The 22,621-nt window shown below is 67.0% G+C and carries 13 protein-coding genes and 2 pseudogenes; 10 read left to right on the top strand and 5 right to left on the bottom strand.

All coding sequences use genetic code 11. The annotated features are described in order from the left end of the window. Positions 1–490 precede the first annotated feature (490 nt). The 6 genes from rplJ to AC2W7K_RS12440 all read left to right on the top strand — a co-directional run bounded on the left by rplJ (position 491) and on the right by AC2W7K_RS12440 (position 7,255). Positions 491–1,024, top strand: a complete 534-nt coding sequence (rplJ, locus tag AC2W7K_RS12415; RefSeq protein WP_137826094.1) for a 50S ribosomal protein L10 — start codon at positions 491–493, stop codon at positions 1,022–1,024. 57 nt (positions 1,025–1,081) lie between these two features. Then, positions 1,082–1,468 (top strand): 50S ribosomal protein L7/L12, encoded by a 387-nt coding sequence (gene rplL, locus AC2W7K_RS12420; RefSeq protein WP_137826095.1) that lies wholly within the window; start codon positions 1,082–1,084, stop codon positions 1,466–1,468. A gap of 377 nt (positions 1,469–1,845) precedes the next feature. Further along, positions 1,846–3,096, top strand: coding sequence for a hypothetical protein (locus AC2W7K_RS12425; protein ID WP_486006242.1), 1,251 nt, complete (start codon positions 1,846–1,848; stop codon positions 3,094–3,096). Further along, positions 3,093–3,965 (top strand): hypothetical protein, encoded by an 873-nt coding sequence (locus AC2W7K_RS12430; protein ID WP_486006243.1) that lies wholly within the window; start codon positions 3,093–3,095, stop codon positions 3,963–3,965. The genes AC2W7K_RS12425 and AC2W7K_RS12430 overlap by 4 nt, the downstream gene beginning before the upstream one ends. After that, a complete protein-coding gene (locus AC2W7K_RS12435) occupies positions 3,962–5,125 on the top strand; it encodes a hypothetical protein (protein WP_486006244.1) in 1,164 nt (387 codons plus the stop codon). Before AC2W7K_RS12430 ends, AC2W7K_RS12435 begins: the two co-directional genes overlap by 4 nt. 195 nt (positions 5,126–5,320) lie before the next feature. Next, positions 5,321–7,255 (top strand): choice-of-anchor A family protein, encoded by a 1,935-nt coding sequence (locus AC2W7K_RS12440; protein WP_486006245.1) that lies wholly within the window; start codon positions 5,321–5,323, stop codon positions 7,253–7,255. Between the two features lie 144 nt (positions 7,256–7,399). Here AC2W7K_RS12440 and AC2W7K_RS12445 read toward each other — a convergent pair whose 3' ends face one another. After that, a complete protein-coding gene (locus AC2W7K_RS12445) occupies positions 7,400–8,320 on the bottom strand; it encodes an MBL fold metallo-hydrolase (RefSeq protein ID WP_486006246.1) in 921 nt (306 codons plus the stop codon). Positions 8,321–8,529: 209 nt separating this feature from the next. Here AC2W7K_RS12445 and AC2W7K_RS12450 point away from each other — a divergent pair. The 4 genes and pseudogenes from AC2W7K_RS12450 to AC2W7K_RS12465 all read left to right on the top strand — a co-directional run. Further along, positions 8,530–8,733 (top strand): annotated as a pseudogene (locus tag AC2W7K_RS12450) (GNAT family N-acetyltransferase); the annotation flags it as partial. A gap of 296 nt (positions 8,734–9,029) precedes the next feature. Beyond that, the gene (locus tag AC2W7K_RS12455; RefSeq protein WP_486006262.1) at positions 9,030–9,575 is read left to right on the top strand and encodes a hypothetical protein; all 546 of its coding nucleotides are present in this window, start codon (positions 9,030–9,032) and stop codon (positions 9,573–9,575) included. 169 nt (positions 9,576–9,744) lie between these two features. Beyond that, a pseudogene (gene rpoB / locus AC2W7K_RS12460) lies at positions 9,745–13,250 on the top strand (DNA-directed RNA polymerase subunit beta). Between the two features lie 68 nt (positions 13,251–13,318). Further along, complete coding sequence (locus tag AC2W7K_RS12465) at positions 13,319–17,191, top strand: DNA-directed RNA polymerase subunit beta' (protein WP_140955544.1); 3,873 nt, start codon at positions 13,319–13,321, stop codon at positions 17,189–17,191. A gap of 556 nt (positions 17,192–17,747) precedes the next feature. Here AC2W7K_RS12465 and AC2W7K_RS12470 read toward each other — a convergent pair. The 4 genes from AC2W7K_RS12470 to AC2W7K_RS12485 all read right to left on the bottom strand — a co-directional run bounded on the left by AC2W7K_RS12470 (position 17,748) and on the right by AC2W7K_RS12485 (position 22,388). Continuing rightward, positions 17,748–18,773 (bottom strand): 6-phosphofructokinase, encoded by a 1,026-nt coding sequence (locus AC2W7K_RS12470; RefSeq protein WP_198498198.1) that lies wholly within the window; start codon positions 18,771–18,773, stop codon positions 17,748–17,750. After that, positions 18,770–19,453: a DUF1707 SHOCT-like domain-containing protein gene (locus AC2W7K_RS12475; protein WP_211977974.1), complete on the bottom strand. Its 684-nt coding sequence runs from the start codon at positions 19,451–19,453 to the stop codon at positions 18,770–18,772. Before AC2W7K_RS12475 ends, AC2W7K_RS12470 begins: the two co-directional genes overlap by 4 nt. A gap of 167 nt (positions 19,454–19,620) precedes the next feature. Further along, positions 19,621–21,831 carry a catalase/peroxidase HPI gene (gene katG / locus AC2W7K_RS12480; protein WP_211977973.1) on the bottom strand — a complete coding sequence of 737 codons (2,211 nt, stop codon included), beginning with the start codon at positions 21,829–21,831 and terminating at the stop codon, positions 19,621–19,623. A gap of 77 nt (positions 21,832–21,908) precedes the next feature. Then, on the bottom strand, positions 21,909–22,388 hold the full coding sequence (locus tag AC2W7K_RS12485) for a Fur family transcriptional regulator (RefSeq protein WP_211977972.1): 480 nt from the start codon (positions 22,386–22,388) through the stop codon (positions 21,909–21,911). Between the last annotated feature and the right edge of the window lie 233 nt (positions 22,389–22,621).

Consider the following 22,621-nt stretch of genomic DNA (forward strand, 5'->3'; position numbering starts at 1 on the left):
CGGGTCTGAGATGGCCTAGGCAGCCTTGGCCATCTCAGACCCGACTGGCGCAAACCACTGGTCAGTCTGATCGGTGCGCGGTGCCTGCCACGGGTTGGGCTCACTTCGGTATCCAGGGCTCAGGTAGTGAACTGAGCCCTCCGGCCCAGGGTGAGCCGGTTCACGGGCGAGGGGCGCTCGGTGCAGGGGAGGGAGCGGAACTGTGACCAGGCTCTCCGCGGTGGCGAACGATCTCGATTGGACGGGGCGCGGTCGACCTCGGTAAGCTGGAACCACCGAAGACCGTCGGTCTCTGTGGGAAATCAAGAATCCGCCATCGGATGATTGTGCTCGCAGACGAAGACTCCGCAAGGAGTGACCCTCGCAGGTGAGCCAGAGATCCTTCTGAAGTGAGAACCCCGTTCTCAGCCTCGAAGCGTTTCGCGCCTATCTGCGTGGAGCGCTTTTTTCGTTGTCAGGACCAGACCGGCGCCTGTACGAAAGGAATACCATGGCGAGGCCAGACAAGGCAGCCGCAGTCGAGGAGCTCAAGCAGCAGTTTGAGAACTCCGACGCTGTATTGCTGACCGAGTACCGCGGTCTCACCGTCGCGCAGATGAAAGAACTGCGCGTCTCTCTTGGTGAGAACGTCAGCTACGCCGTGGTAAAGAATACGCTGACCAAGATTGCAGCCAAGGAAGCCGGCATCGCCGGTCTCGATGAGCTCCTCAACGGGCCCACCGCGATCGCGTTCGTCAACGGCGAACCGCCTGAGGCTGCCAAGGCTCTGCGTAACTTTGCCAAGGCGAATTCTCAGCTCGTCATCAAGGGTGGCTACTTCGACGGTGCCGCCCTGACCGCTGAGAATGTCAACCAGCTCGCCGACCTCGAATCCCGCGAAGTGCTGCTTGCAAAGGCAGCCGGTGCCATGAAGGCAAGCCTCCACCAGGCGGCTTACCTCTTCACCGCTCCGCTGGTCAAGGCCGCGCGCACCGTCGATGCTCTCCGCGAGAAGCAGGACTCCGCTCCTGCCGAAGACGCCTGAGCACCACCCCACAAACCCGGTCACCGCAGGTGACCACCACAGGAAGGATTGGCCACCATGGCTAAGCTCACCGCAGACGAGCTCATCGAAGCTTTCAAGGAGCTCACCCTCATCGAGCTCTCCGACTTCGTCAAGAAGTTCGAAGAGGAATTCGACGTCGAGGCTGCTGCCCCGGCCGCTGTCGCCGTTGCCGCTCCGGCAGCCGGTGGCGGAGAAGCCGCTGCTGAAGAGAAGACCGAATTCGACGTCATCCTCGAATCGGCCGGCGAGAAGAAGGTCCCCGTCATCAAGGAAGTTCGCGGGATCACCTCCCTCGGACTGAAGGAAGCCAAGGACCTCGTCGACAGCGCTCCCAAGGCTGTCCTCGAAGGCGCTTCGAAGGAAGATGCCGACAAGGCCAAGGAAGTCCTCGAGGCTGCCGGCGCCACCGTCACCATCAAGTGACTTCTCTCGCGGCAGTCTGACTGACCGCGGATCGCAGAACCCCGCAACCGGCAACGGCTGCGGGGTTCTTCGCGTCTACCCGGCCGTCGGGTCCGCCCGCCGTCGCGCGCACTCGCCGTCGCGCACGCCCGCCGCACCGAAGTCGCGGACGCAGAGTGTCGATGTCGAGCGCGCAAATCGACACTCTGCGACCGGAAGTCGCCCGGCCGGGCCTGCGCGTCGGGCCTGCACGCCAGATCTGTGCCAGCCCAGCGCCCGCCCGGCCCTGCACGACGCCCAGCACGCCGCCCGGCCCGACACCAGCACCGAGGCGATGGTGCCGATCCGCTACATCCCGACCGGCCCATTGCGGTCGGCCAGACCATAGAGTTGAGACCATGACGACGACCGACCGCCTTGCAACGCAGCTGCGCGACCGGATCCGCACAGCCTGGGAAGCCGGTCCGCTGTTCATCGACCCCATCGTCGTTCCCGGCCTCACTGCCCGCCAGCGCGCATCCCTCGAAGCAGCCGTCGCCACCGCCGAGGAGTCGGGCATCCCGGTCTACGTCGCCGTCTCTCCTCCGACCTGGCTCGGAGCAGAGGAGGCCTGGTCGCGCTTCACCGCCGATCTCGCGTTCTCGATGTTCGAGAGTTCGAACGCGGAGCAGGCCATCGTCGTCTTCGCGGAGACCGACGGTGGGGCGCGGCTGCTGTCCTACCTCGTCGACGACAACGGCCCGGCCGTCCCACCCGGCCTCGACGAGCTGCCCCGCTCGGCCACCGACGATTTCCTGCCCCTCGAACTTGCGGTGCCGTATCACCTCGAGATCCTCGTCGCTGCGGCCACCGGCGCACCCCCGCCATCGCCTCTCGACTTCGATCCAGCTGACGCCGGTGAAGGCGGCAGCCGCGACTACATCGAGGCCACGGGACTCGACGATGCCAGTCCCGACACTCTGGTCCTCGCCGCTTCGGGTCTCGCCGCCCTGGGGCTGACCGCGTGGGTGCTGTCGCGACGGCAGAAGTATGCGTGGAGATCGCAGCTGACGACCGACCCCGAACTCGTGCGCAGGCATCGTCTCGTCCCCGCCGTCGAGAAGTCGCAGGCGGAACTCCCCGTCCCGCAGAGCACCGGCGATGAGGTCTGGGCCCTGCGCGATCGCGGGCTCCGCATTCAGGAGGCGATCGCGGCGATCGTCGCCGCGCATCCCGACTGGGCTGCGCACCCCGACCATTCCCATCGGCAGGCGATCTTCGCCCTCACCCGCTCGGACAAGTGGGTGCGTTCGATGCTCGGTCGCTCCACGCTGCCGGACCCAGGAGAAGCTGACGAGAGGAAGTCCTGTTACTTCTTCCCGGCCCATGCCAAACCGGTGAGCAGCTATGCGATGAAGCAGGCAGGCACCGTGCTCACGGTCAATGCGTGCGCGACCTGCATCGCCGACCTCGAGGCCGGACACGACCCCGTCTGCCTCATGGTGCCGAAGGATCCGAAGTCACCGCGGTCCCGCGCAGTTCCGTATTTCCAGCGTGACGACGCCTACGCAACCTCCGGATTCGGCAGCTTCGTCGACCTCGAGGTCGCGATCCTCGACTACGGGGTGCCCGGGGCTGCGAAGCGGGTGCCGTCGGAGGAGAGGTCATGACGGCGACGAGCGCACCCCGGAACCTCTCTCGGACGAAGAACTGGACGCCCTTCGTCGTGCGGCTCGCGGCGGCGATCGTCGTCTTCGCCGCCGTGACCGTCGGCGCCGCACTTGTCAGCGCCTCCCTCTTCGACGATGCCAAGCAGGAGCGCATCGCCGTCGAAGACAGTGGGGAGATCAGAGTCGACTCCGTCTATTCCGACCGCATCGCCAGCGGTCTCGACGCCGACTACGATCGCACCCCTTACCAGCAGATCGCCTCCGGATTCGCCGAGGATCCCGTCTATGTCGACGACTACGCTGCCTGGTCGGTCGCCGATGCGGACCTCGAGGCGATCCGCTTCGAGGTCGAGGGTCTCGACGATCCGATCTTCGTCGCGTTCCTCACGACCTCCGACCTCGACGCCACCGACGGCGACCTCGACCTCGCCGCCGCCAGGATCAGCCGCGAGCTGCCGACGGAGACGGGAACGGTGCTCACCTTCGACAGTATCCTCGAGGGCAGCGCGGAGAAAGGCATCGACCGGGAGGCCTTCTGGCACCGGCCGGACATCACCTCCGATGAGACCGTCTCCGGCGCCGCGCTCGCCTGGGTGCGCGAGCTCAAGACCGTCACCCCCGAGGAGCCGTACACCGATACGGAATACGTCGCCGACCCCGGGAACGAACAGGACCCCCGTGACCTCGCCTACCACCCAGGATCCGCGATCGCCGGAGCGACCATCGGTCTGGTCCTCGGCGCTGGCGTGGCCGCCGTCGCCGTGCCGCTCATCGTCTGGATCCGTCAGCGCAGGGAAGGGCGGCCGTCGACGGTGACGACGAAACGCGACGGCAACCGGTCGCGAGCGAAGGAGGGGAACAGGCGATGAGCACGACACCCCAGCAGATCGCCGAGGCGCTCAAAGCCGATCCGTTCTGGATCGATCCGGCCCTCGCCGACACCCTCAACCCGACGCTCATCGACAAGGCGAAGACGACCGTCGACGGACTCGACTTCCCCGTCTACGTCATCGCCGTCGATGCCGACCGCGTCGATCGTGAGGTGCTCGAGCAGATCAAGGTGTTCCACGGCGGTGAAGGCGCATACGTCATGATCAACGGCGCCGAGGACCTCGCCGTCGACGAGACGTTCGCCGACACGGACGAGAAGCTCGAGGTCATGGATCAGAACCTCAACGCCTCCGACGACTGGAACGTCTCCACCCCGTCGACGACGAAGCTCAACATCCTCCTCGGCTACTATGCCGATCCGCAGGAGCGCACCGACACCGAGGCGGTCACCGGGCAGGAGGTGCCCGGCACCGAGGTCGTCGACGACAGCGGATCCGGGTCGTTCGCGCCGCTCTTCCTCGGCGCGGCGATCCTCGTCCTCGCGCTCGTCATCGCCGGTGTGTGGCTGGCGAAGTCGGCGCGGGAGCGCAAGCAGGACCGTGAGCGGGAGCATGCCTTCACGCTTCCGTCCCGGCTCCTCAACCGCGTCGATTCCCTCCAGCGCAGCTCGCTGCGGGACTCCATCAGCGGCGAGACGGCTGAGCTCGCCGAGTCGCTCGGCCGCCTGCAGACCGCCGACCTCGATGCTGCCGGTGCCGACCGGGTCGAGCGGGCCCTCGACGCTTATCAGATGGCCCGCCGCATCGTCGATGACGAGGCTGCGACGCGTCTCGACCTCGCCGGTGCGATGGTCCTCATCCGGCAGGCCGGACATGAGATCGCCGAGGCGGGTCGCAGTCCGAGGAAGCGCGGGGCCCGCAGGTCGACCGTGCCGCAGAGCCTGTGCACGATCAATCCGCTCCACGGCGAAGCGCAGACGACGTCGCGCGTCGACGCCGACGGGCAGAGCGTGCGGGTTCCCGTGTGCCGGGCGTGCGGTGACGACCTGCGCGCCGGCCGCGAACTCCGCTGGATCTTCGACGGAGACACACCCTACGTCGAGGGAAACAGCGTGTGGGCGCGCACGCTCTTCGGTGCGATCGGCGGCGATCTCGTCACCGCCCTCCACCGCGAGCGCCCCGACCTCGACGGGAGCTAGGGTCCCCGAAGCTCGGCTGTCGCCGTTGACGATCGGCGAGGCCTTCTGCCCAAAACTGAGTTACTTTCCAGTAATAATACTGTTTGATGTGCGATTATGACTATGGGCGTCGAATCGGGCCGATGATTGGCCTGTGGTGTTGATACCGTGTGCCATTCCGTGGAATCACTCCACCATGAGAACAGTGAGGATTGAATGGTGCAGCACATCTACACACGCGCGCTCGGGATCACCGCGACGGTCGCGGTCATCGTCGGTTCCGGACTCTCGCTTGCCCCCACCGGTGCGGCGCAGGCGGCCCCGAGCTCGAGCGACTGTCCCGACGCCGGCGCGATGCCGCCCGTCGACAACGACGGACCGAGCTTCGTCGACTCGAACGTCAACGTGTACGCAGGCGGCGATTTCTCCGTCGACGAATTCGCCGCCGAGACAGAAGGTCTCCTCGTCGTCGACGGCGATGCGGTGTTCGACCGCGGGGACTTCACCTACGGCATCGGCTCCGTCGGCGTCGGGTCGGGGATCTCTCCGGCGGGTGGCGACGTCATGGTCCGGGTCGGCGGCGATCTCACCATCGTCGATCCCACCCGGGTCGAAGTCGGGGCACAGGTCGACGGTGGTGGCGCAGTCGTCGTCGGCGGGTCGCTGACCGGCGCGCTCGAGACGAACGGGGGCTCGCGGACCGACGGGGTCGGGAAATCGAGTGCGCTCGGAGACTATGAGGGACACGCTGCCGCACTGGGGCGCGATTCCGCGCGGCTCGCGGCGAGGACTCCGACCGGAGACACCGCGGTCTCCGGAGGCCAGGTGACCTTCACCGGGAGCAATGACGCCGAGACCCAGGTCTTCGCGATCAGCGCCGCTGAGCTCGACGGAGCCCGCGAGTTCCACTTCACCGGGATTCCCGACGGAGCTCCGGTGGTCGTCACCGTCACGGGCGGCGGAACCGTGAGCCTCGAATCGACGTACGTCTCGTACAACGGCGAGCGGGCGGACGCCTACGGTCCCACCCTCGGCACTGCGGCGTCCCGGATCCTGTGGAATCTCCCGGCGGCGACCGCGGTGAATTTGGACGGCGGCGGGCAGTTCATCGGGTCGTTCCTCGCTCCGGCAGCCGATCTCACCGTCTCCGCGAGCACGAACGGGCGACTTCTCGCCGGAGGCACCATCGTCATGACCGGTGACGGCAATGAGAACCACGCCTATCCGTGGATCGGTGGGGAGGGGCTCGAATGCCGCCCCGATGATTCGGGCGAGGAACCCGGAGACGGTGCGGAGACGGACACGACCGCCGATGCCAACGCCGAGGCGGCTGCAAATTCCACCTCCGACGCAGCGTCTGAATCCGGATCGAAATCCGATGCGGCGAGCCAGGGAACGTCCGGGTCCGAAGCCGAAGCCGAAGCCGAAGCCGATGCCGGCGCAGGGGCTGGGGGAGCGTCCGGGACGGAACCCGACGCGGCGAGCCAGGGAGCGTCCGCGTCTGAGTCGGCTGCCGATGCCACCGCCGAGGCCGCTGCAGGCTCGACCTCCGACGCAGCGTCTGCAGGAGCGTCTGAGTCCGGGTCTGAATCCGGTGCAGACACAGCGGCTGAGGGAACCACCGCGTCCGAATCCGATTCCGGCGCAGGGGCGCAGTCCGGTTCGGAGGCTGACGCAGTGAGCGAGGTTGCGGCCGATGCCGACAGCGATGTGCCGGGTCCCCGCTCCGATGCCGACACCACAGCCTCTGCGGCTGAGACCGACGTCGGTGCGTCCACGTCAGCGGAGCAGGACGTCGACGCGTCGGGAGACAACGGCGACGAGCAGGACAGCAATGCCGACGGAACGGACTCGGCTTCCGCCGCAGGTGTCCGAGCGGAAGCCGAAGCAGACGGGACCGGAGTGAGCGATGCCCGCGCCGATGCTGCCGTGGACTCGGCTTCCGCCGAGGCAGGCGCCGCCGCAGACACGGATGCGAACACCGCGGGATCCGGCGGTGACAACGAGCAGGCCGACGCCGCGGGCGACCGGCTGCCGACGACCGGCGCGTCCGTCGGCACGGGCGCTGCGATCGGCGGTGGACTCATCGCCCTCGGAGCGGGACTCGTCGCACTGGTGCGCAGGCGCCGTTTCGTCCGCACCGACCGCTGACGGAGAGGCCGCCACCCCTCAAGGGGCCCTCACGCAGAAGTTCCGGACGCGGAGTGTCGAATCGAGCGAGCAACATCGACACTCTGCGTCCGGAAATCGCTGTGGCCCCGCAGCTTCGCCGAGCGACGCACGGCGCAGCCCGCCTCAGGGCTGGGGGAGCGTGATCTCCCTGGGGATCGTGCGGTCATGGTCACCGGGCATCGCACGGGAGGGCAGGGTCACCTCGGCGTCGGGTCCGTGCTGCGCCTCATCCCAGGCGTCCTCATCGTCGGCGCCGAAGCCTCCGGTCGCCAGATCGGCACCCTCGGCCGGCTCACCGCCGAGATCCGACCCCGGGCTCTGATTCGGCACCGACGCGAGCCGGAAGCCGTCGAGGTCGGCGACCTGCCGCTCGACGAACGCCCGGTCGACCGGAACCCCGTGTCCGGGGACGAAGACCGTCGCCTGCGGGAACGCGAGGAGGGCGTGGAGGCTCTCGACCCAGTGGCTCAGCGACGCGTCGCTGCCGGCCTGCGGGGGAGCGCCCTCCTCGATGAGGTCGCCGGTGAAGACGACGCCTGATTCGGGGAGGCTGACGACGACGTCGGCCGTGGAGTGTCCGCCGAGCACGGAGAGTTCGACGGGGACACCGCCGAGGTCGATCGTCGTGGGCGCCTCACCCGCCTCGGCGATGGGGGTGACCTCGACGAGGAGGTCGCCGGGATCCTCGGGCAGCTCCCGGGCGAACGCGGCGGTGTCGGGATTCGACCGCAGCGCGTCGAGGGCGATCCACGTGCTCGCGGCCTGGTCCGCGGCGAACGCGGGGGAGGCGAAGACCCGGTCGATGCCGGCGTCGACGAGGGCCGCCGCACCGAGGTAGTGGTCCCAGTGATCGTGGGTGATGACGAGGTCGATGGGATTGGCGACGCCGTTGGCCTCGCGGCTGATCTCGGCCGCACGCGCGGCAAGCGCACCTGCCGCAGTGGGGCCGGGGCCGGCGTCGACGATGAGACTGCGATCGGCGCCGGTGATGATCCCGCAGTTGACGGCGGCCGGGTCGAAAGTGAGCACGGTGATGGTCGTCATGGGCACAGTCTAGGACCGCTCGGCCGCCGCGGACGGGAGGCGGTGGAATAGGATCGCTGATGCGGGGCGGCGTCCCCGCTCACCGACTACGGACAAGGAGATCGATGGAGATCACCCGCATCCTCGCAGGAACCCTGCCCGCTGAGCGGATCGACGCGACCGTCGCCGAGGTGGTCGCCTTCGACCGGATCATCAACGCCGACTCCGGGATGGGCGAGGATTTCGATCCGCTGCCCGCCGAGGTGCGGAAGCGACTGACCCAGCCAACCGACTACACGACGAACGAGTTCTGGCTCGGCCGCCTCGGCGGGTGGATCGTCGCGAAGGGCATCGCCTATCTCGATCTCAAGGACAACCTCAACGGCGCGGAGATCCATGTCTCCGTCCACCCCGAGCACCGGCGGCGGGGACTCGGCGGCGAACTCCTCGCCGTCGTCGAGGGGGATCTGCGCTCGGACGGGCGGACCCGGCTGACGAGCTTCAACGAGGTTCCCGCGACCGTAGTCGCAGCGGACCTTCGGGGCGCGCGGATCGCCGCGGCCTCCGGGGCCGGAGCGCTTCCGGCGGACCTGGCCGATGTCGCCTTCGCCCGCGGTCACGGGTACTCGCTGCGGCAGATCGAGAGGTGCGCGATCGCCCGACTCCGGCTACCGGAACATGACGTTGCGAATTCGGCGACGGCTATGAGATCCTCACCTGGTCGGGGCCGGTGCCCGAGGAGCACCTCGATGCGCTCGCCGTCGTCCATCGGGCGATGTCGACGGACACTCCGGGGGCGGCCGACCTCGAAGAGGAGGAGTTCTGGGACGCCGAGCGCGTCCGTGCACTCGATCGGCAGCGCGCGGACGCGGGCGAGCGGATGCACACCGCACTCGCTGTGCGACGTCCCAGCCGGCACGACGGCGGCCCCACCGACCACGGGGAGTCCCCGGAGTTCGAGGTCGCAGGCTACACCGAGGCGGCTCACTTCGACGACCGCCCTGCCGTCGCCTTCCAGGGTGGGACGCTTGTGCTGCGCGACCACCGCGGGCATGGACTCGGGGCGAGGCTCAAGCGGGCCAACCATGGACAGCTGCTGCGGTCGAGTCCGGTCGAGCGCGTCTACACGTGGAATGCGGTGGAGAACGCCTGGATGCTCGCGATCAATGTCCGGGCCGGCTTCGAGACGTTCGCGTGGACCGGAGTGTGGAAGAAGGAGCTGCCGACGACCGCCTCGGCGGGGGAGAGGAACCACGCGAAAAGCATGCTTGCGTGACTTGACCGAATGCTATAAGCTTGATATTTGCGTTGCTGTGCCTGTGGCGTGCCTTCATATAGCGGGGGGCAGGTCAGTTCCACTCCAGTGAACCACGTTGTCGCCCGGTGTCGAAATCGACACACCCGGGGATCGGCAGCCGGTGAGCGAGTGGGGTAGCGACGTATCAATTGGTGAAGCACTCGGAAGGATCCCATTGGCCGCCGCCAACGATAACACCAGGACCGCTAATCCCCCCAAGAGAATCTCATTCGCGAAGATCCGCGAACCGCTTGAGGTTCCCGACCTGCTCGGACTCCAGACCGACAGCTTCGACTGGCTCATCGGATCGGAAGCGTGGCAGGACCGCGTCGCCGAAGCCATCGAAATCGGAGACGACTCCGTCGCGACCACGTCCGGTCTCGAGGACATCTTCGAAGAGATCTCACCGATCGAGGACTTCGGTGGATCGATGTCGCTGTCGTTCCGTGAGCACAGGTTCGAAGCTCCCAAGTACTCGATCGACGAGTGCAAGGAACGCGACATGACCTACTCGGCGCCGCTCTACGTGACCGCTGAGTTCATGAACAACAACACCGGCGAGATCAAGAGCCAGACCGTCTTCATGGGCGACTTCCCGCTCATGACCGACAAGGGCACGTTCATCGTCAACGGCACCGAGCGCGTCGTCGTCTCGCAGCTCGTCCGCTCGCCCGGCGCCTACTTCGAGTCGAGCGTCGACAAGACCACGGACAAGGACATCTTCTCCGCGAAGATCATCCCCTCCCGCGGTGCCTGGCTCGAGTTCGAGGTCGACAAGCGCGACCAGGTCGGCGTCCGCCTCGACCGCAAGCGCAAGCAGTCGGTCACCGTCCTGCTCAAGGCCCTCGGCTGGACCGAGTCGAAGATCCTCGAGGAGTTCGGCGAGTTCGAGTCGATCCGCGAGACCCTCGCCAAGGACACCGTCTCGACGCAGGAAGAGGCCCTGCTCGACATCTACAAGAAGCTGCGTCCGGCAGAGCCGGCGACCGCCGAGGCCGCCCGCAACCTGCTCAACAACCTCTACTTCAACCCGAAGCGCTACGACCTGGCCAAGGTCGGCCGCTACAAGGTCAACCGCAAGCTCGGCGTCGACGCTCCGCTGTCGGACTCCGTGCTGTCCGTCGACGACGTCGTCGCCACCATCCGCTACCTCGTCTCGCTCCATGCCGGAGTCGAGAGACGAAGGGTGTGCGCGACGGCGAGGAGATCGAGCTGCGCGTCAAGCTCGACGACATCGACCACTTCGGCAACCGCCGCATCCGCGCGGTCGGCGAGCTCATCGAGAACCAGGTCCGCACGGGTCTGTCCCGCATGGAGCGCGTCGTGCGCGAGCGCATGACGACCCAGGACGTCGAGGCGATCACGCCGCAGACGCTCATCAACATCCGTCCCGTCGTGGCCGCGATCAAGGAGTTCTTCGGAACCTCGCAGCTGTCGCAGTTCATGGATCAGAACAACCCGCTCGCGGGTCTGACCCACAAGCGTCGCCTGTCTGCGCTGGGCCCCGGTGGTCTCTCCCGCGACCGCGCCGCCATGGAGGTCCGTGACGTCCACCCGTCGCACTACGGCCGCATGTGCCCGATCGAGACCCCCGAGGGTCCGAACATCGGTCTCATCGGTTCGCTCGCCTCGTACGCGCGGATCAACCCGTTCGGCTTCATCGAGACCCCGTACCGCAAGGTCGTCGACGGTGTCGTCACCGACGAGACCGAGTACCTCACCGCCGATGACGAGCTCGACTACAACATCGCGCAGGCGAACGCTCCGCTGACCGACGATCAGCGCTTCGCGGAAGAGGAAGTCCTCGCCCGTCCGAAGGGCGGCGGCGGCGAAGCCGAGCTCGTGCTCCGCGACCAGATCGACTTCATGGACGTCTCCGCGCGTCAGATGGTGTCGGTCGCCTCGGCGCTCATCCCGTTCCTCGAGCACGACGACGCCAACCGCGCCCTCATGGGTGCGAACATGCAGCGTCAGGCCGTGCCGCTGGTCATGTCCGAGGCCCCCGTCGTGGGCACCGGCATGGAGTACCGCGCCGCGGTCGACGCCGGTGACGTCATCGTCGCCGAGAAGTCGGGTGTGGTCACCGAGGTGTCGGCTGACTTCGTCACCGTCCTCGCCGACGACGGCACCCAGCAGACCTACCGGGCCTCGAAGTTCAAGCGCTCGAACCACGGCACGTCGTACAACCAGCGCATCATCGTCGACGAGGGAGACCGCGTCGAGGTCGGTGCGGTGCTCGCCGACGGACCCTCGACCGAGGGCGGCGAGATGGCTCTCGGCAAGAACCTCCTCGTCGCGTTCATGTCGTGGGAGGGCTACAACTTCGAGGATGCGATCATCCTCTCGCAGCGCCTGGTCCAGGACGACGTCCTCTCCTCGATCCACATCGAGGAGCACGAGGTCGACGCCCGCGACACCAAGCTCGGTGCCGAGGAGATCACCCGGGACATCCCGAACATCTCGCCCGACGCCCTCGCCGACCTCGACGATCGCGGCATCATCCGTATCGGCGCCGAGGTCACCGACGGCGACATCCTCGTCGGCAAGGTCACCCCGAAGGGTGAGACCGAGCTGACCCCGGAGGAGCGTCTGCTCCGGGCGATCTTCGGTGAGAAGTCCCGTGAGGTCCGCGACACCTCGCTGCGCGTGCCCCACGGCGAGATCGGCACCGTCATCGGTGTGCGGGTCTTCGACCGTGAGGACGACGACGAGCTCTCGCCCGGCGTCAACCAGATGGTCCGCGTCTACGTCGCCCAGCGACGCAAGATCACGATCGGCGACAAGATGGCCGGCCGCCACGGCAACAAGGGCGTCATCTCGACGATCCTGCCGGTCGAGGACATGCCGTTCCTCGCCGACGGAACCCCCGTCGACGTCATCCTCAACCCGCACGGTGTTCCGCGTCGTATGAACATCGGACAGGTCTTCGAGATCCACCTCGGATGGATCTCCAAGCAGGGATGGAAGATCGAGGGCAGCCCCGAGTGGGCCGAGGAGCTTCCGCAGCTCGCCCGCGAAGCCGAGCCGGGCACCAACCTGGCCACCCCGGTCTTCGACGGTGCGCACGAGCAGGAGCTGCGCGGACTGCTCGACGCGACGACCCCGAACCGCGACGGTGATCGACTCATCGACTCCTCGGGCAAGGCCCAGCTGTTTGACGGCCGCTCCGGCGAGCCGTTCCCGTACCCGATCTCCGTCGGATACATGTACATGCTCAAGCTCCACCACCTCGTCGACGACAAGATCCACGCGCGCTCGACCGGTCCGTACTCGATGATCACCCAGCAGCCGCTGGGCGGTAAGGCGCAGTTCGGCGGTCAGCGCTTCGGTGAGATGGAAGTGTGGGCCCTCGAGGCCTACGGTGCGGCGTACACGCTGCAGGAGCTGCTGACGATCAAGTCCGATGACATCCCGGGCCGTGTCAAGGTCTACGAAGCCATCGTCAAGGGTGAGAACCTGCCCGATCCGGGAATCCCCGAGTCGTTCAAGGTCCTCATCAAGGAGATGCAGTCGCTGTGCCTCAACGTCGAAGTCCTGTCGTCCGACGGCGGCCAGGTCGAGATGCGCGACTCGGAGGACGAGGTCTACCGGGCAGCTGAGGAGCTCGGCATCGACCTGTCCTACCGCGAAGCCCAGACCGTAGAAGAAGTCTGAGCACTTCCACTTCAACCGACACAGATTTTCGATGAGCCCTGAGCTCATCACCAGGAAAGAGGATTTACGTGCCTGACGTCAATTACTTCGATGAGCTGCGGATCGGTCTCGCCACCGCCGATGACATCCGCGGTTGGTCGCACGGTGAGGTCAAGAAGCCGGAGACCATCAACTACCGCACCCTGAAGCCGGAGAAGGACGGACTCTTCTGCGAGAAGATCTTCGGCCCCACCCGTGACTGGGAGTGCGCCTGCGGCAAGTACAAGCGCGTGCGCTTCAAGGGGATCATCTGCGAGCGCTGCGGCGTCGAGGTGACCCGTGCCAAGGTGCGCCGTGAGCGCATGGGCCACATCGAGCTCGCCGCTCCCGTCACCCACATCTGGTACTTCAAGGGCGTTCCCTCGCGCTTGGGCTACCTGCTCGATCTCGCGCCGAAGGACCTCGAGAAGGTCATCTACTTCGCCGCATACATGATCACCTCTGTCGACGAGGAGTCCCGGCACCGGGATCTGCCGAGCCTGCAGAACAAGATCGACGTCGAGAAGCAGCAGATCGGCGACCGCCGTGACGCCGACATCGACCGTCGTGCCAAGAAGCTCGAAGAGGACCTCGCGGCCCTCGAAGCCGACGGCGGAACCGCGCAGGCCAAGAAGAAGCTGCGCGACGTCGCCGACAAGGAGATGGACAAGCTGCGCAAGAACGCCGATCGCGAGATCGACCGTCTTGAGCAGGTGTGGGACCGGTTCAAGAACCTCAAGGTCAACGACCTCGAGGGCGACGAGAGCCTCTACCGCGAGATGTTCGCCCGCTTCGGCCTCTACTTCACGGGTGCCATGGGCGCCGAGGCGATCCAGAAGCGCCTGCTCGACTTCGACCTCGAAGCCGAGTCCGAGAAGCTGCGCGAGCTCATCAACACCGGCAAGGGACAGCGCAAGACCCGCGCGCTCAAGCGCCTCAAGGTCGTCAACGCGTTCCTCACCACGGACAACAACCCCGAGGGCATGGTCCTCGACGTCGTCCCGGTGATCCCGCCGGAGCTGCGTCCGATGGTCCAGCTCGACGGTGGTCGCTTCGCGACCTCGGATCTCAACGATCTCTACCGTCGCGTCATCAACCGCAACAACCGCCTCAAGCGCCTGCTCGACCTCGGTGCTCCCGAGATCATCGTCAACAACGAGAAGCGGATGCTCCAGGAAGCCGTCGACTCGCTGTTCGACAACGGTCGTCGCGGTCGTCCCGTGACCGGACCGGGCAACCGCCCGCTCAAGTCGCTGTCGGACATGCTCAAGGGCAAGCAGGGCCGGTTCCGCCAGAACCTGCTCGGCAAGCGCGTCGACTACTCGGGCCGTTCGGTCATCGTCGTCGGTCCGCAGCTCAGCCTCCACCAGGCGGGTCTGCCGAAGACGATGGCGCTCGAGCTGTTCAAGCCGTTCGTCATGAAGCGCCTGGTCGATCTCAACCACGCGCAGAACATCAAGTCGGCCAAGCGCATGGTCGAGCGTCAGCACCCGCAGGTGTGGGACGTGCTCGAAGAGGTCATCACCGAACACCCGGTGCTCCTCAACCGCGCACCGACCCTGCACCGTCTGGGCATCCAGGCGTTCGAACCGCAGCTCATCGAGGGCAAGGCCATCCAGCTGCACCCGCTCGTGTGCTCGGCGTTCAACGCCGACTTCGACGGTGACCAGATGGCCGTCCACCTGCCGCTGAGCCCCGAGGCGCAGGCCGAGGCCCGCATCCTCATGCTCTCGGCCAACAACATCCTCAAGCCCTCCGACGGCAAGCCCGTGACCATGCCCTCCCAGGACATGATCATCGGTCTGTACCACCTCACCTCGGAGCGCAGGGGACTCGCCGGTGAAGGCCGGTCGTTCTCCAGCCTCGGCGAAGCCATCATGGCCTTCGACCACGGCGAGCTCGACCTCGGTTCGGCTGTGACGATCCGTCTCGAGAACGTCGTTCCCGGAACCGATCTCGATGTTCCCGAGGGCTGGGAGCCGGGCACGCCGCTCGACGTGGAGACCACGCTGGGCCGCGCGCTGTTCAACGACTACCTGCCCGCGGACTACACCTACGTGAACTCGACGATCGACAAGAAGGCGCTGAGCCGGATCGTCAACCACCTCGCGGAGGAGTACCCGAAGGTCGAGGTCGCGCACACGCTCGACAACTTCAAGTCCGGCGGCTTCCACTGGGCGACGCGCTCGGGCATCACCGTGGCGATGTCCGATGTCGTCTCGCCTGAGGCGAAGACGGAGATCCTCGAAAACGCCGAGGCGCTCGACACGAAGGTGCAGCAGCAGTACGAACTCGGTGCGCTCACCGATGACGAGCGTCGCAATGAGCTCGTCAAGCTGTGGACCGAGACCACCGAGAAGGTCGACCAGGTTATGCGGACGAACTTCCCGGAAGAGAACTCGGTGCTCCGCCTCGTCGAGTCCGGTGCATCCGGTAACTGGATGCAGGTCCGTCAGCTCGCCGGTATGCGCGGTCTGGTGACGAACCCGAAGGGTGAGATCATCCCACGTCCGATCACCTCGAACTACCGCGAGGGCCTGTCGGTGCTCGAGTACTTCATCGCCTCCCACGGCGCCCGCAAGGGCCTCGCGGACACGGCGCTGCGTACCGCTGACTCCGGCTACCTGACCCGTCGCCTCGTCGACGTGTCGCAGGACGTCATCATCCGCACCCAGGACACGGATTCGACCAAGGGCATCACCCTGCCCGTGGCCGAGCGTGACCACGAGGGCAACCTCGTGCCCCACGAGTACGTCGAGACGAGCCTCTACGGCCGCCTCACCGTCTCCGATGTCACGGACGCCGACGGCAACGTCATCGTTCCGGCGAAGACCGACGTCACGGCGGATGTCATCGACACCCTCGTGGCCGCCGGCGTCGAAGAGCTCAAGGTCTACTCCGTGCTCACCGCGGATTCGGACACGCAGATCTCGGCGATGCACTACGGTCGGTCGATGGCCACCGGCAAGCTCGTCGACATCGGCGAGGCGATCGGCACCGTCGCGGCTCAGTCGATCGGCGAGCCCGGCACCCAGCTGACGATGCGCACCTTCCACACCGGTGGTGTGGCGGCGTCCTCGGGTGACATCACCCAGGGTCTGCCCCGTGTCACCGAGCTCTTCGAGGCTCGCACCCCGAAGGGCTTCGCCCCGATCGCCGAGGCGACCGGTCGTGCGAAGATCGACGACAGCCGCAAGACCCGCTTCGTTGTCATCACCCCCGATGACGGCAGCGACGAGATCGAGCACGCAGTCTCCAAGCGTGCCCGCCTCCTCGTCGAGGACGGTCAGCACGTCAAGGCGGGCGAGCAGCTCGTCGTCGGCGCGGTCGACCCGAAGCAGGTGCTGCGCATCCGCGGTCGTCGTGAGGCCGAGCGCTTCCTCGTCGAGCAGGTGCAGAAGGTGTACCGCTCGCAGGGCGTGGGCATCCACGACAAGCACATCGAGGTCATCGTGCGCCAGATGCTGCGTCGCGTCACCGTCATCGAGTCGGGCGACACGAACCTGCTGCCCGGCGAGCTCGTCGACCGTGGGCGCTACCAGGCGGAGAACCGTCGCGTGGTCGCCGAAGGCGGTCAGCCCGCCTCGGCGCGTGATGAGCTCATGGGCATCACGAAGGCCTCGCTGGCGACCGAGTCGTGGCTCTCGGCTGCGTCCTTCCAGGAGACGACGCGCGTCCTCACCGAGGCCGCGATGGAAGGCAAGTCGGACACGCTCATGGGTCTGAAGGAGAACGTCATCCTCGGTAAGCTCATCCCGGCCGGCACCGGTCTCCAGACGCACCGCAACATCGTTGTGGAGCCGACGGAGGAGGCGAAGGCGGAGATGTTCACCAACAGCTACGGTGACTTCTACGCGGGCATCGGATCCGATTCCGGCTCCGCCATCCCGCTCGAGGACTACGACTACGGCGCCTTCAGCTGAGTCGGCATTGAGCTGCCGCAGTCCGGTCCGCTGACCGGCTGAGGCGACTCGGCCGCCTCCGAGTGCACGCAAGGGGCACCCACCGATTCGGTGGGTGCCCCTTCTGCATGCCCGCGACATGCTTGTGCCGATTGTGACTGTCGGCCAAAAGTCGTTCTGCGGGCAACCAGTCGATGGGCAGAACGACTTTTCGCCGACACAGCGTGCGTGTCGCAAACTTCTCGCCGGCAGAACCACTTTTGCCCAGCGCAACCGCTTCCGGCGCGGACACACTTCCAGCAGGCTGACTCACTTCCAGCCGGCGCACACTCTTCCAGCAGGCAGACACACTTCTGGCCGGCGTACGCGCTTCTTGCGGGCACTCGCCCGCGACACGCTTGTGCCGATTGTGACTGTCGGCCAAAAGTCGTTCTGCGGGCAACCAGTCGATGGGCAGAACGACTTTTCGCAGGCGCAACGTGCGTGTCGCAAACTTCTCGCCGGCAGAAACACTTCTGCCCAGCGCAACCGCTTCCAGCGCGGACACGCTTCCCGCCCGCAGCTGCACCGCAGACTCTCAGCCGAAGAGGACCTGCGCCTCTTCCCACCGGTCGAGCGGCACGGTCTTGAGGCTGTCGACGGCCGAGGCCATCTCGACGGCGACGATGTCGGTGCCCTTGAGGCTCGCCATCTTGCCCCACTGCTCACCGTGGGCGAGGTCGGCCGCGGCCATGCCCAGACGCGTCGAGAGAACCCGGTCGTAGGCGGTGGGGGAGCCGCCCCGCTGCAGGTGACCGAGGATCGTCGCGCGGGTCTCGATGCCCGTCTGCTCCTCGATGAGCGGCGCGAGGTAGTTGGCGATGCCGCCGAGGCGGGCCCGGCCCCGGGAGTCGACTCCGCGGTCGGCGATCTGCTCGTCGAGGCCCTCGGGCACGAAGCCCTCGGCGACGACGACGATCGGGGCGCGACCGCGATCCCGCGCCGAGGTCACCCACTGCCCGATCTGCTCCATCGACACGGGGAACTCCGGCATGAGGATCGCGTGCGCCCCGCCGGCCATGCCCGAGTGGAGGGCGATCCAGCCGACGTTGCGGCCCATCACCTCGATGACCATGCACCGGTGGTGGGACTCCGCGGTGGTGCGCAGACGGTCGATCGCCTCGGTGGCAATCGACTGGGCGGTGTCGAAGCCGAACGTGTAGTCGGTGTTGTCGAGGTCGTTGTCGATCGTCTTCGGCACGCCGACGATGTTGATCCCCTCCTCCTCGACGAGGCGGGAGGCCCCCGAGAGCGTCCCCTCACCGCCGATCGCGACGATCGCGTCGATGTCGTGCGCGGCGAGCACCTCCCGCATCCGCGCGGGACCCCCGTCCTCGTAGGGGTGGGTGCGGGAAGTGCCGAGGATCGTGCCGCCGCGTCCGGAGAGGCCGCGGACGTCGAGCATCGACATCTCGAACATGTCGTCCTCGAGCAGACCCCGCCAGCCGTCGCGGATGCCGACGAACGACGAACCGTGCGAGCGGATGCCCTTGCGGACGATGCCGCGGATGACGGCGTTGAGGCCGGGGCTGTCGCCGCCGGAGGTGAGGATTCCGATTCTCATGTCAGCTGTCCCTGGTCCTTTCCTCGGTAGCCTTTGGCCAAGTGCACGTCGTGGCCGGCCATGAGCGAGAACCCCTTGAGCACGACGGTGCCGTTCGAGCCGTCGCCTCTGGCCGACTGCCGGATCTCGTTGCCGGCCATGATGTTGATCGTCTCGTCCTTGATCTGCACGCCCGGCGGCACGTAGATGTCGTTGCCGGCCCACATCGAATACGCCACGAGTTCGACGGTGACGCCGGGACCCATGACCTCGGTGAGGTCGATGTTGTCCCCGCCCATGAGCGCGTACGTCGTCACCTCGGCGGTGCCGGCGGGCACGTCGATCTCCCGCCCGGACATGATCGCCACCGAGTTCACGGGGCTCGCCGAGCCCGGCGGGGCAGTCGGCGAGAGCGGCGCGGGTGCATTGCGCGGCACGATCTGGGCACCCGGGGTCGTTCCGCCCGTCTGCTGCTCGAGGCGGTGGTGGAGTTCGCGTCCTTCGGGCAGGTCGACGATGAGCGGAGCGAGCTCGTCGAGGTACTTCGCCCGGATCGCCTCGTCCTGCCGCTCGGCGGTCTCATCGGGGTCGAGGCGACCGCTGCTCACCGCCTCGGTGATGACGGCGAGGACGGCGTCGCGGTCGGCGTCGGAGGCCCGGATCCTCGGGCGGGACGGTGGTTCGAGCTGTTCGTCGGGCATGACCCCCAGTGTAGCGGCGGACACACTCTCCGGTGTCGGACGATTCACCGACGAGGCGGGACACGACGAAGGCGGTGCCCCGATAACGGGACACCGCCTTCTCACCTCTCCTCACAGGGCAGGTCATCCTCGCCGAGGCGGCCCACCACGGCGAGGAGAGACTGACCTCAGCGCTTGAGGTCGTAGCGGTCGGCCTCGACGACCTTCGACCAGGCATTGACGAAGTCGTTGACGAACTTCTCCTGTGCATCGTCGGAGGCGTAGACCTCGGCGATCGCGCGCAGCTCGGAGTTCGACCCGAAGAGCAGGTCGACACGGCTGCCCGACCACAGCTTCTCACCGGCCGGGGAGTAGGACTCGTAGAGGTTGGTCGTCGCCGAATCGCCGACGGCCTTCCACGTGTTGCCGAGCTCGAGGAGGTTGACGAAGAAGTCGTTCGTCAGCTCGCCCTTGCGGTCGGTGAACACACCGAGCTCGGAGTCCTCGTAGTTCGCGCCGAGGACGCGGAGTCCGCCGATGAGCACCGTGAGCTCGGAGGTGGTGAGCCCGAGCAGGCTCGCCTGGTCGAGGAGGAGATACTCGGCGGCCAGCGGCAGGCCCGGGGTGAGGTAGTTCCGGAAGCCGTCGTGGGTCGGCTCGAGGTAGGAGAAGGACTCGACGTCCGTCTGCTCCTGCGAGGCGTCCCCGCGTCCGGTCGACACGGGCACGGTGACGTCGAAGCCCGCAGCCGCGGCGGCGGTCTCGACGCCGACGGCCCCGGCGATCGCGACGACATCGGCGAAGGAGGCGCCGGTCTCGGCGGCGATGCGCTCGAGCACGCCGATCACCTCGGCGAGCTTGGCCGGCTCATTGGCCGTCCAGTTCCGCTGTGGTTCCAGCCGCAGGCGACCGCCGTTGACGCCGCCGCGCATGTCGGAGACGCGGTGCGAGGACGCGGCGGCCCACGTCGTCGACACGAGCTGGGAGACGCTGAGGCCCGAGTTGCGCACGGCCGCCTTGACGAGTTCGACCTCGCCGTTGTTGAGCGGGGTGCCCGCTGGGATCGGATCCTGCCAGATGAGGTCCTCGTTCGGCACCTCGGGTCCGAGGTAGCGGGTCGCGGGTCCCATGTCGCGGTGCGTGAGCTTGAACCACGCACGGGCGAACGCGTCCTCGAAGGCCTTCTGATCGTCCTTGAAGCGACGCGAGATCTTCTCGTAGGCGGGGTCGAAGCGCAGCGAGAGGTCGGTCGTGAGCATGCGGGGCTCACGGCGTCCCTCACCCTGGGCCATCGGCACCATGTCGTCGCCGCCGCCGTCGACCGGACGCCACTGGATGTGGCCGCCCTCGTTCTCGAACTTCTCCCACTCGTACGCGAAGAGGATGTGGAAGAACTCGTTGTCCCAGCGGGTCGGGTGGTAGGTCCACGTGACCTCGATGCCGCTGCCGATCGCGTCGTTGCCCGAACCGGTGCCGAAGTCGGACTTCCAGCCGAGCCCCTGCTCCTCGAGGGCACCGGCTTCCGGATCCGCACCCTTGTGGCTCTCGGGGCCGGCGCCGTGGGTCTTGCCGAAGGTGTGGCCGCCGGCGATGAGGGCGACGGTCTCCTCGTCGTTCATCGCCATCCGGCCGAAGGTCTCGCGGATGTCAGCGGCGGCCTTGACCGGGTCGGGTTCGCCCTCGGGGCCCTCGGGGTTGACGTAGATGAGGCCCATCGTCGTCGCCGCGAGCGGCTTCTGCAGCTCACGGTTGCCCGCGTAGCGCTTGTCGGTGCCCAGCCATTCGGTCTCCGAACCCCAGTAGACGTCGTTGTCGGGCTCCCACACGTCGGCACGACCGCCGGCGAAGCCGAAGGTCTTGAATCCCATCTGCTCGAGGGCGACATTGCCCGCGAGGATGAAGAGGTCGGCCCACGAGATCTTCTTGCCGTACTTCTTCTTCACCGGCCACAGGAGGCGGCGGGCCTTGTCGAGTCCGACATTGTCCGGCCATGAGTTGAGCGGCGCGAAGCGCTGCTGGCCCTCACCGCCGCCGCCGCGGCCGTCCTGGACGCGGTAGGTGCCGGCGGAGTGCCAGGCCATGCGGATCATGAACGGACCGTAGTTGCCGAAGTCGGCCGGCCACCAGTCCTCGCTCGTCGTCATCAGCGCGGCGAGGTCCGCCTTGAGCCCGTCGTAGTCGAGGGTGGAGAACTCCGCCGCGTAGTCGAAGTCGGCGTCCATCGGGTCGCGGGCGGGCTGGTTCTTCGCGAGGATCTTGAGGTTGAGACGGTTGGGCCACCACTGGGCGTTGGCGTCGCCCTGCAGGGGAGTGGTCAGCGATCCGGGTTCGGACGTCGGGTTGGCACCCGAAGACGTGTGGACGACTGGGCAGCCGCCTGCAGTGGAGGTGTCGGTCATGGTGTTCCTTTCGGTGTCGAGCCCCGGGCGGGCTCAGCTGATGGCGACGGAAGGGCGCAGCGAGAGCGCCTCCCGGCTCAGACGACAGAGGGCAGTTCGAGTTCGGGCTCCGGAGCCGCACTGCGACGGGCGCAGTCCGGGCACAGACCCCAGAACGTCACCTCGGCCTCGTCGATGACGAAGCCGTGATCGTGTGATGGGGTCAGGCACGGGGCCTGACCGACCGTGCAGTCGATGTCGACGATCCGGCTGCACTCCCGGCACACGAGATGGTGGTGGTTGTCGCCGATGCGCCGCTCGTACCGGGAGACGGACCCGGACGGTTGGATGCAGCGGAGGAGACCCGCCTCGGTGAGGGTGTGGAGTGAGTCGTAGACGGCCTGATGGGAGACCTCGGGGAGGTCCTGTCTGACCGCGCGGATGACGGTCTCGGTGTCGGCGTGGGGATGGGAGTCCACCGCTGCCAGCACCGCGACTCTCTGCTTCGTCACGCGCAGGGAGCTGGTCCGCAGGATCGCGGAATAGTTCCCCGTCGGCGCCTGTTGTTCCTCTGTCACCCCTTCACCCTTGCATGGTTTTCTTGAATGAGTCAAGGAAGCGACCCTGCTATATCGTGACCCGTGTCTCTCCGCCCGAGGGCGGCCGGGCGGAGCAGGATACGCCGCTTCCGGCGATTTTGACCGGAGGCTCGCGCACGCGATATTCTGGGAGGCGACTGATTGTGTTATCTGCGTCGTCGGACGATCATGCCAGGTGTGTTGTGAGGCCTGGACCCCGTGTGAGTGCGACC

The sequence above is a fragment of the Brevibacterium sp. LAARM2_SD2 genome (genome assembly GCF_057364785.1).

What these genes read in the sequence shown, in the direction of transcription:
- AC2W7K_RS12430 (WP_486006243.1), top strand. Translation starts at nt 3,093, where the DNA reads ATGACGGCGACGAGCGCACCCCGGAACCTCTCTCGGACGAAGAACTGG.
- katG (WP_211977973.1), bottom strand. Translation starts at nt 21,831, where the DNA reads ATGACCGACACCTCCACTGCAGGCGGCTGCCCAGTCGTCCACACGTCT.
- AC2W7K_RS12435 (WP_486006244.1), top strand. Translation starts at nt 3,962, where the DNA reads ATGAGCACGACACCCCAGCAGATCGCCGAGGCGCTCAAAGCCGATCCG.
- rplL (WP_137826095.1), top strand. Translation starts at nt 1,082, where the DNA reads ATGGCTAAGCTCACCGCAGACGAGCTCATCGAAGCTTTCAAGGAGCTC.
- AC2W7K_RS12470 (WP_198498198.1), bottom strand. Translation starts at nt 18,773, where the DNA reads ATGAGAATCGGAATCCTCACCTCCGGCGGCGACAGCCCCGGCCTCAAC.
- AC2W7K_RS12440 (WP_486006245.1), top strand. Translation starts at nt 5,321, where the DNA reads ATGGTGCAGCACATCTACACACGCGCGCTCGGGATCACCGCGACGGTC.
- AC2W7K_RS12445 (WP_486006246.1), bottom strand. Translation starts at nt 8,320, where the DNA reads ATGACGACCATCACCGTGCTCACTTTCGACCCGGCCGCCGTCAACTGC.
- AC2W7K_RS12425 (WP_486006242.1), top strand. Translation starts at nt 1,846, where the DNA reads ATGACGACGACCGACCGCCTTGCAACGCAGCTGCGCGACCGGATCCGC.
- AC2W7K_RS12475 (WP_211977974.1), bottom strand. Translation starts at nt 19,453, where the DNA reads ATGCCCGACGAACAGCTCGAACCACCGTCCCGCCCGAGGATCCGGGCC.
- rplJ (WP_137826094.1), top strand. Translation starts at nt 491, where the DNA reads ATGGCGAGGCCAGACAAGGCAGCCGCAGTCGAGGAGCTCAAGCAGCAG.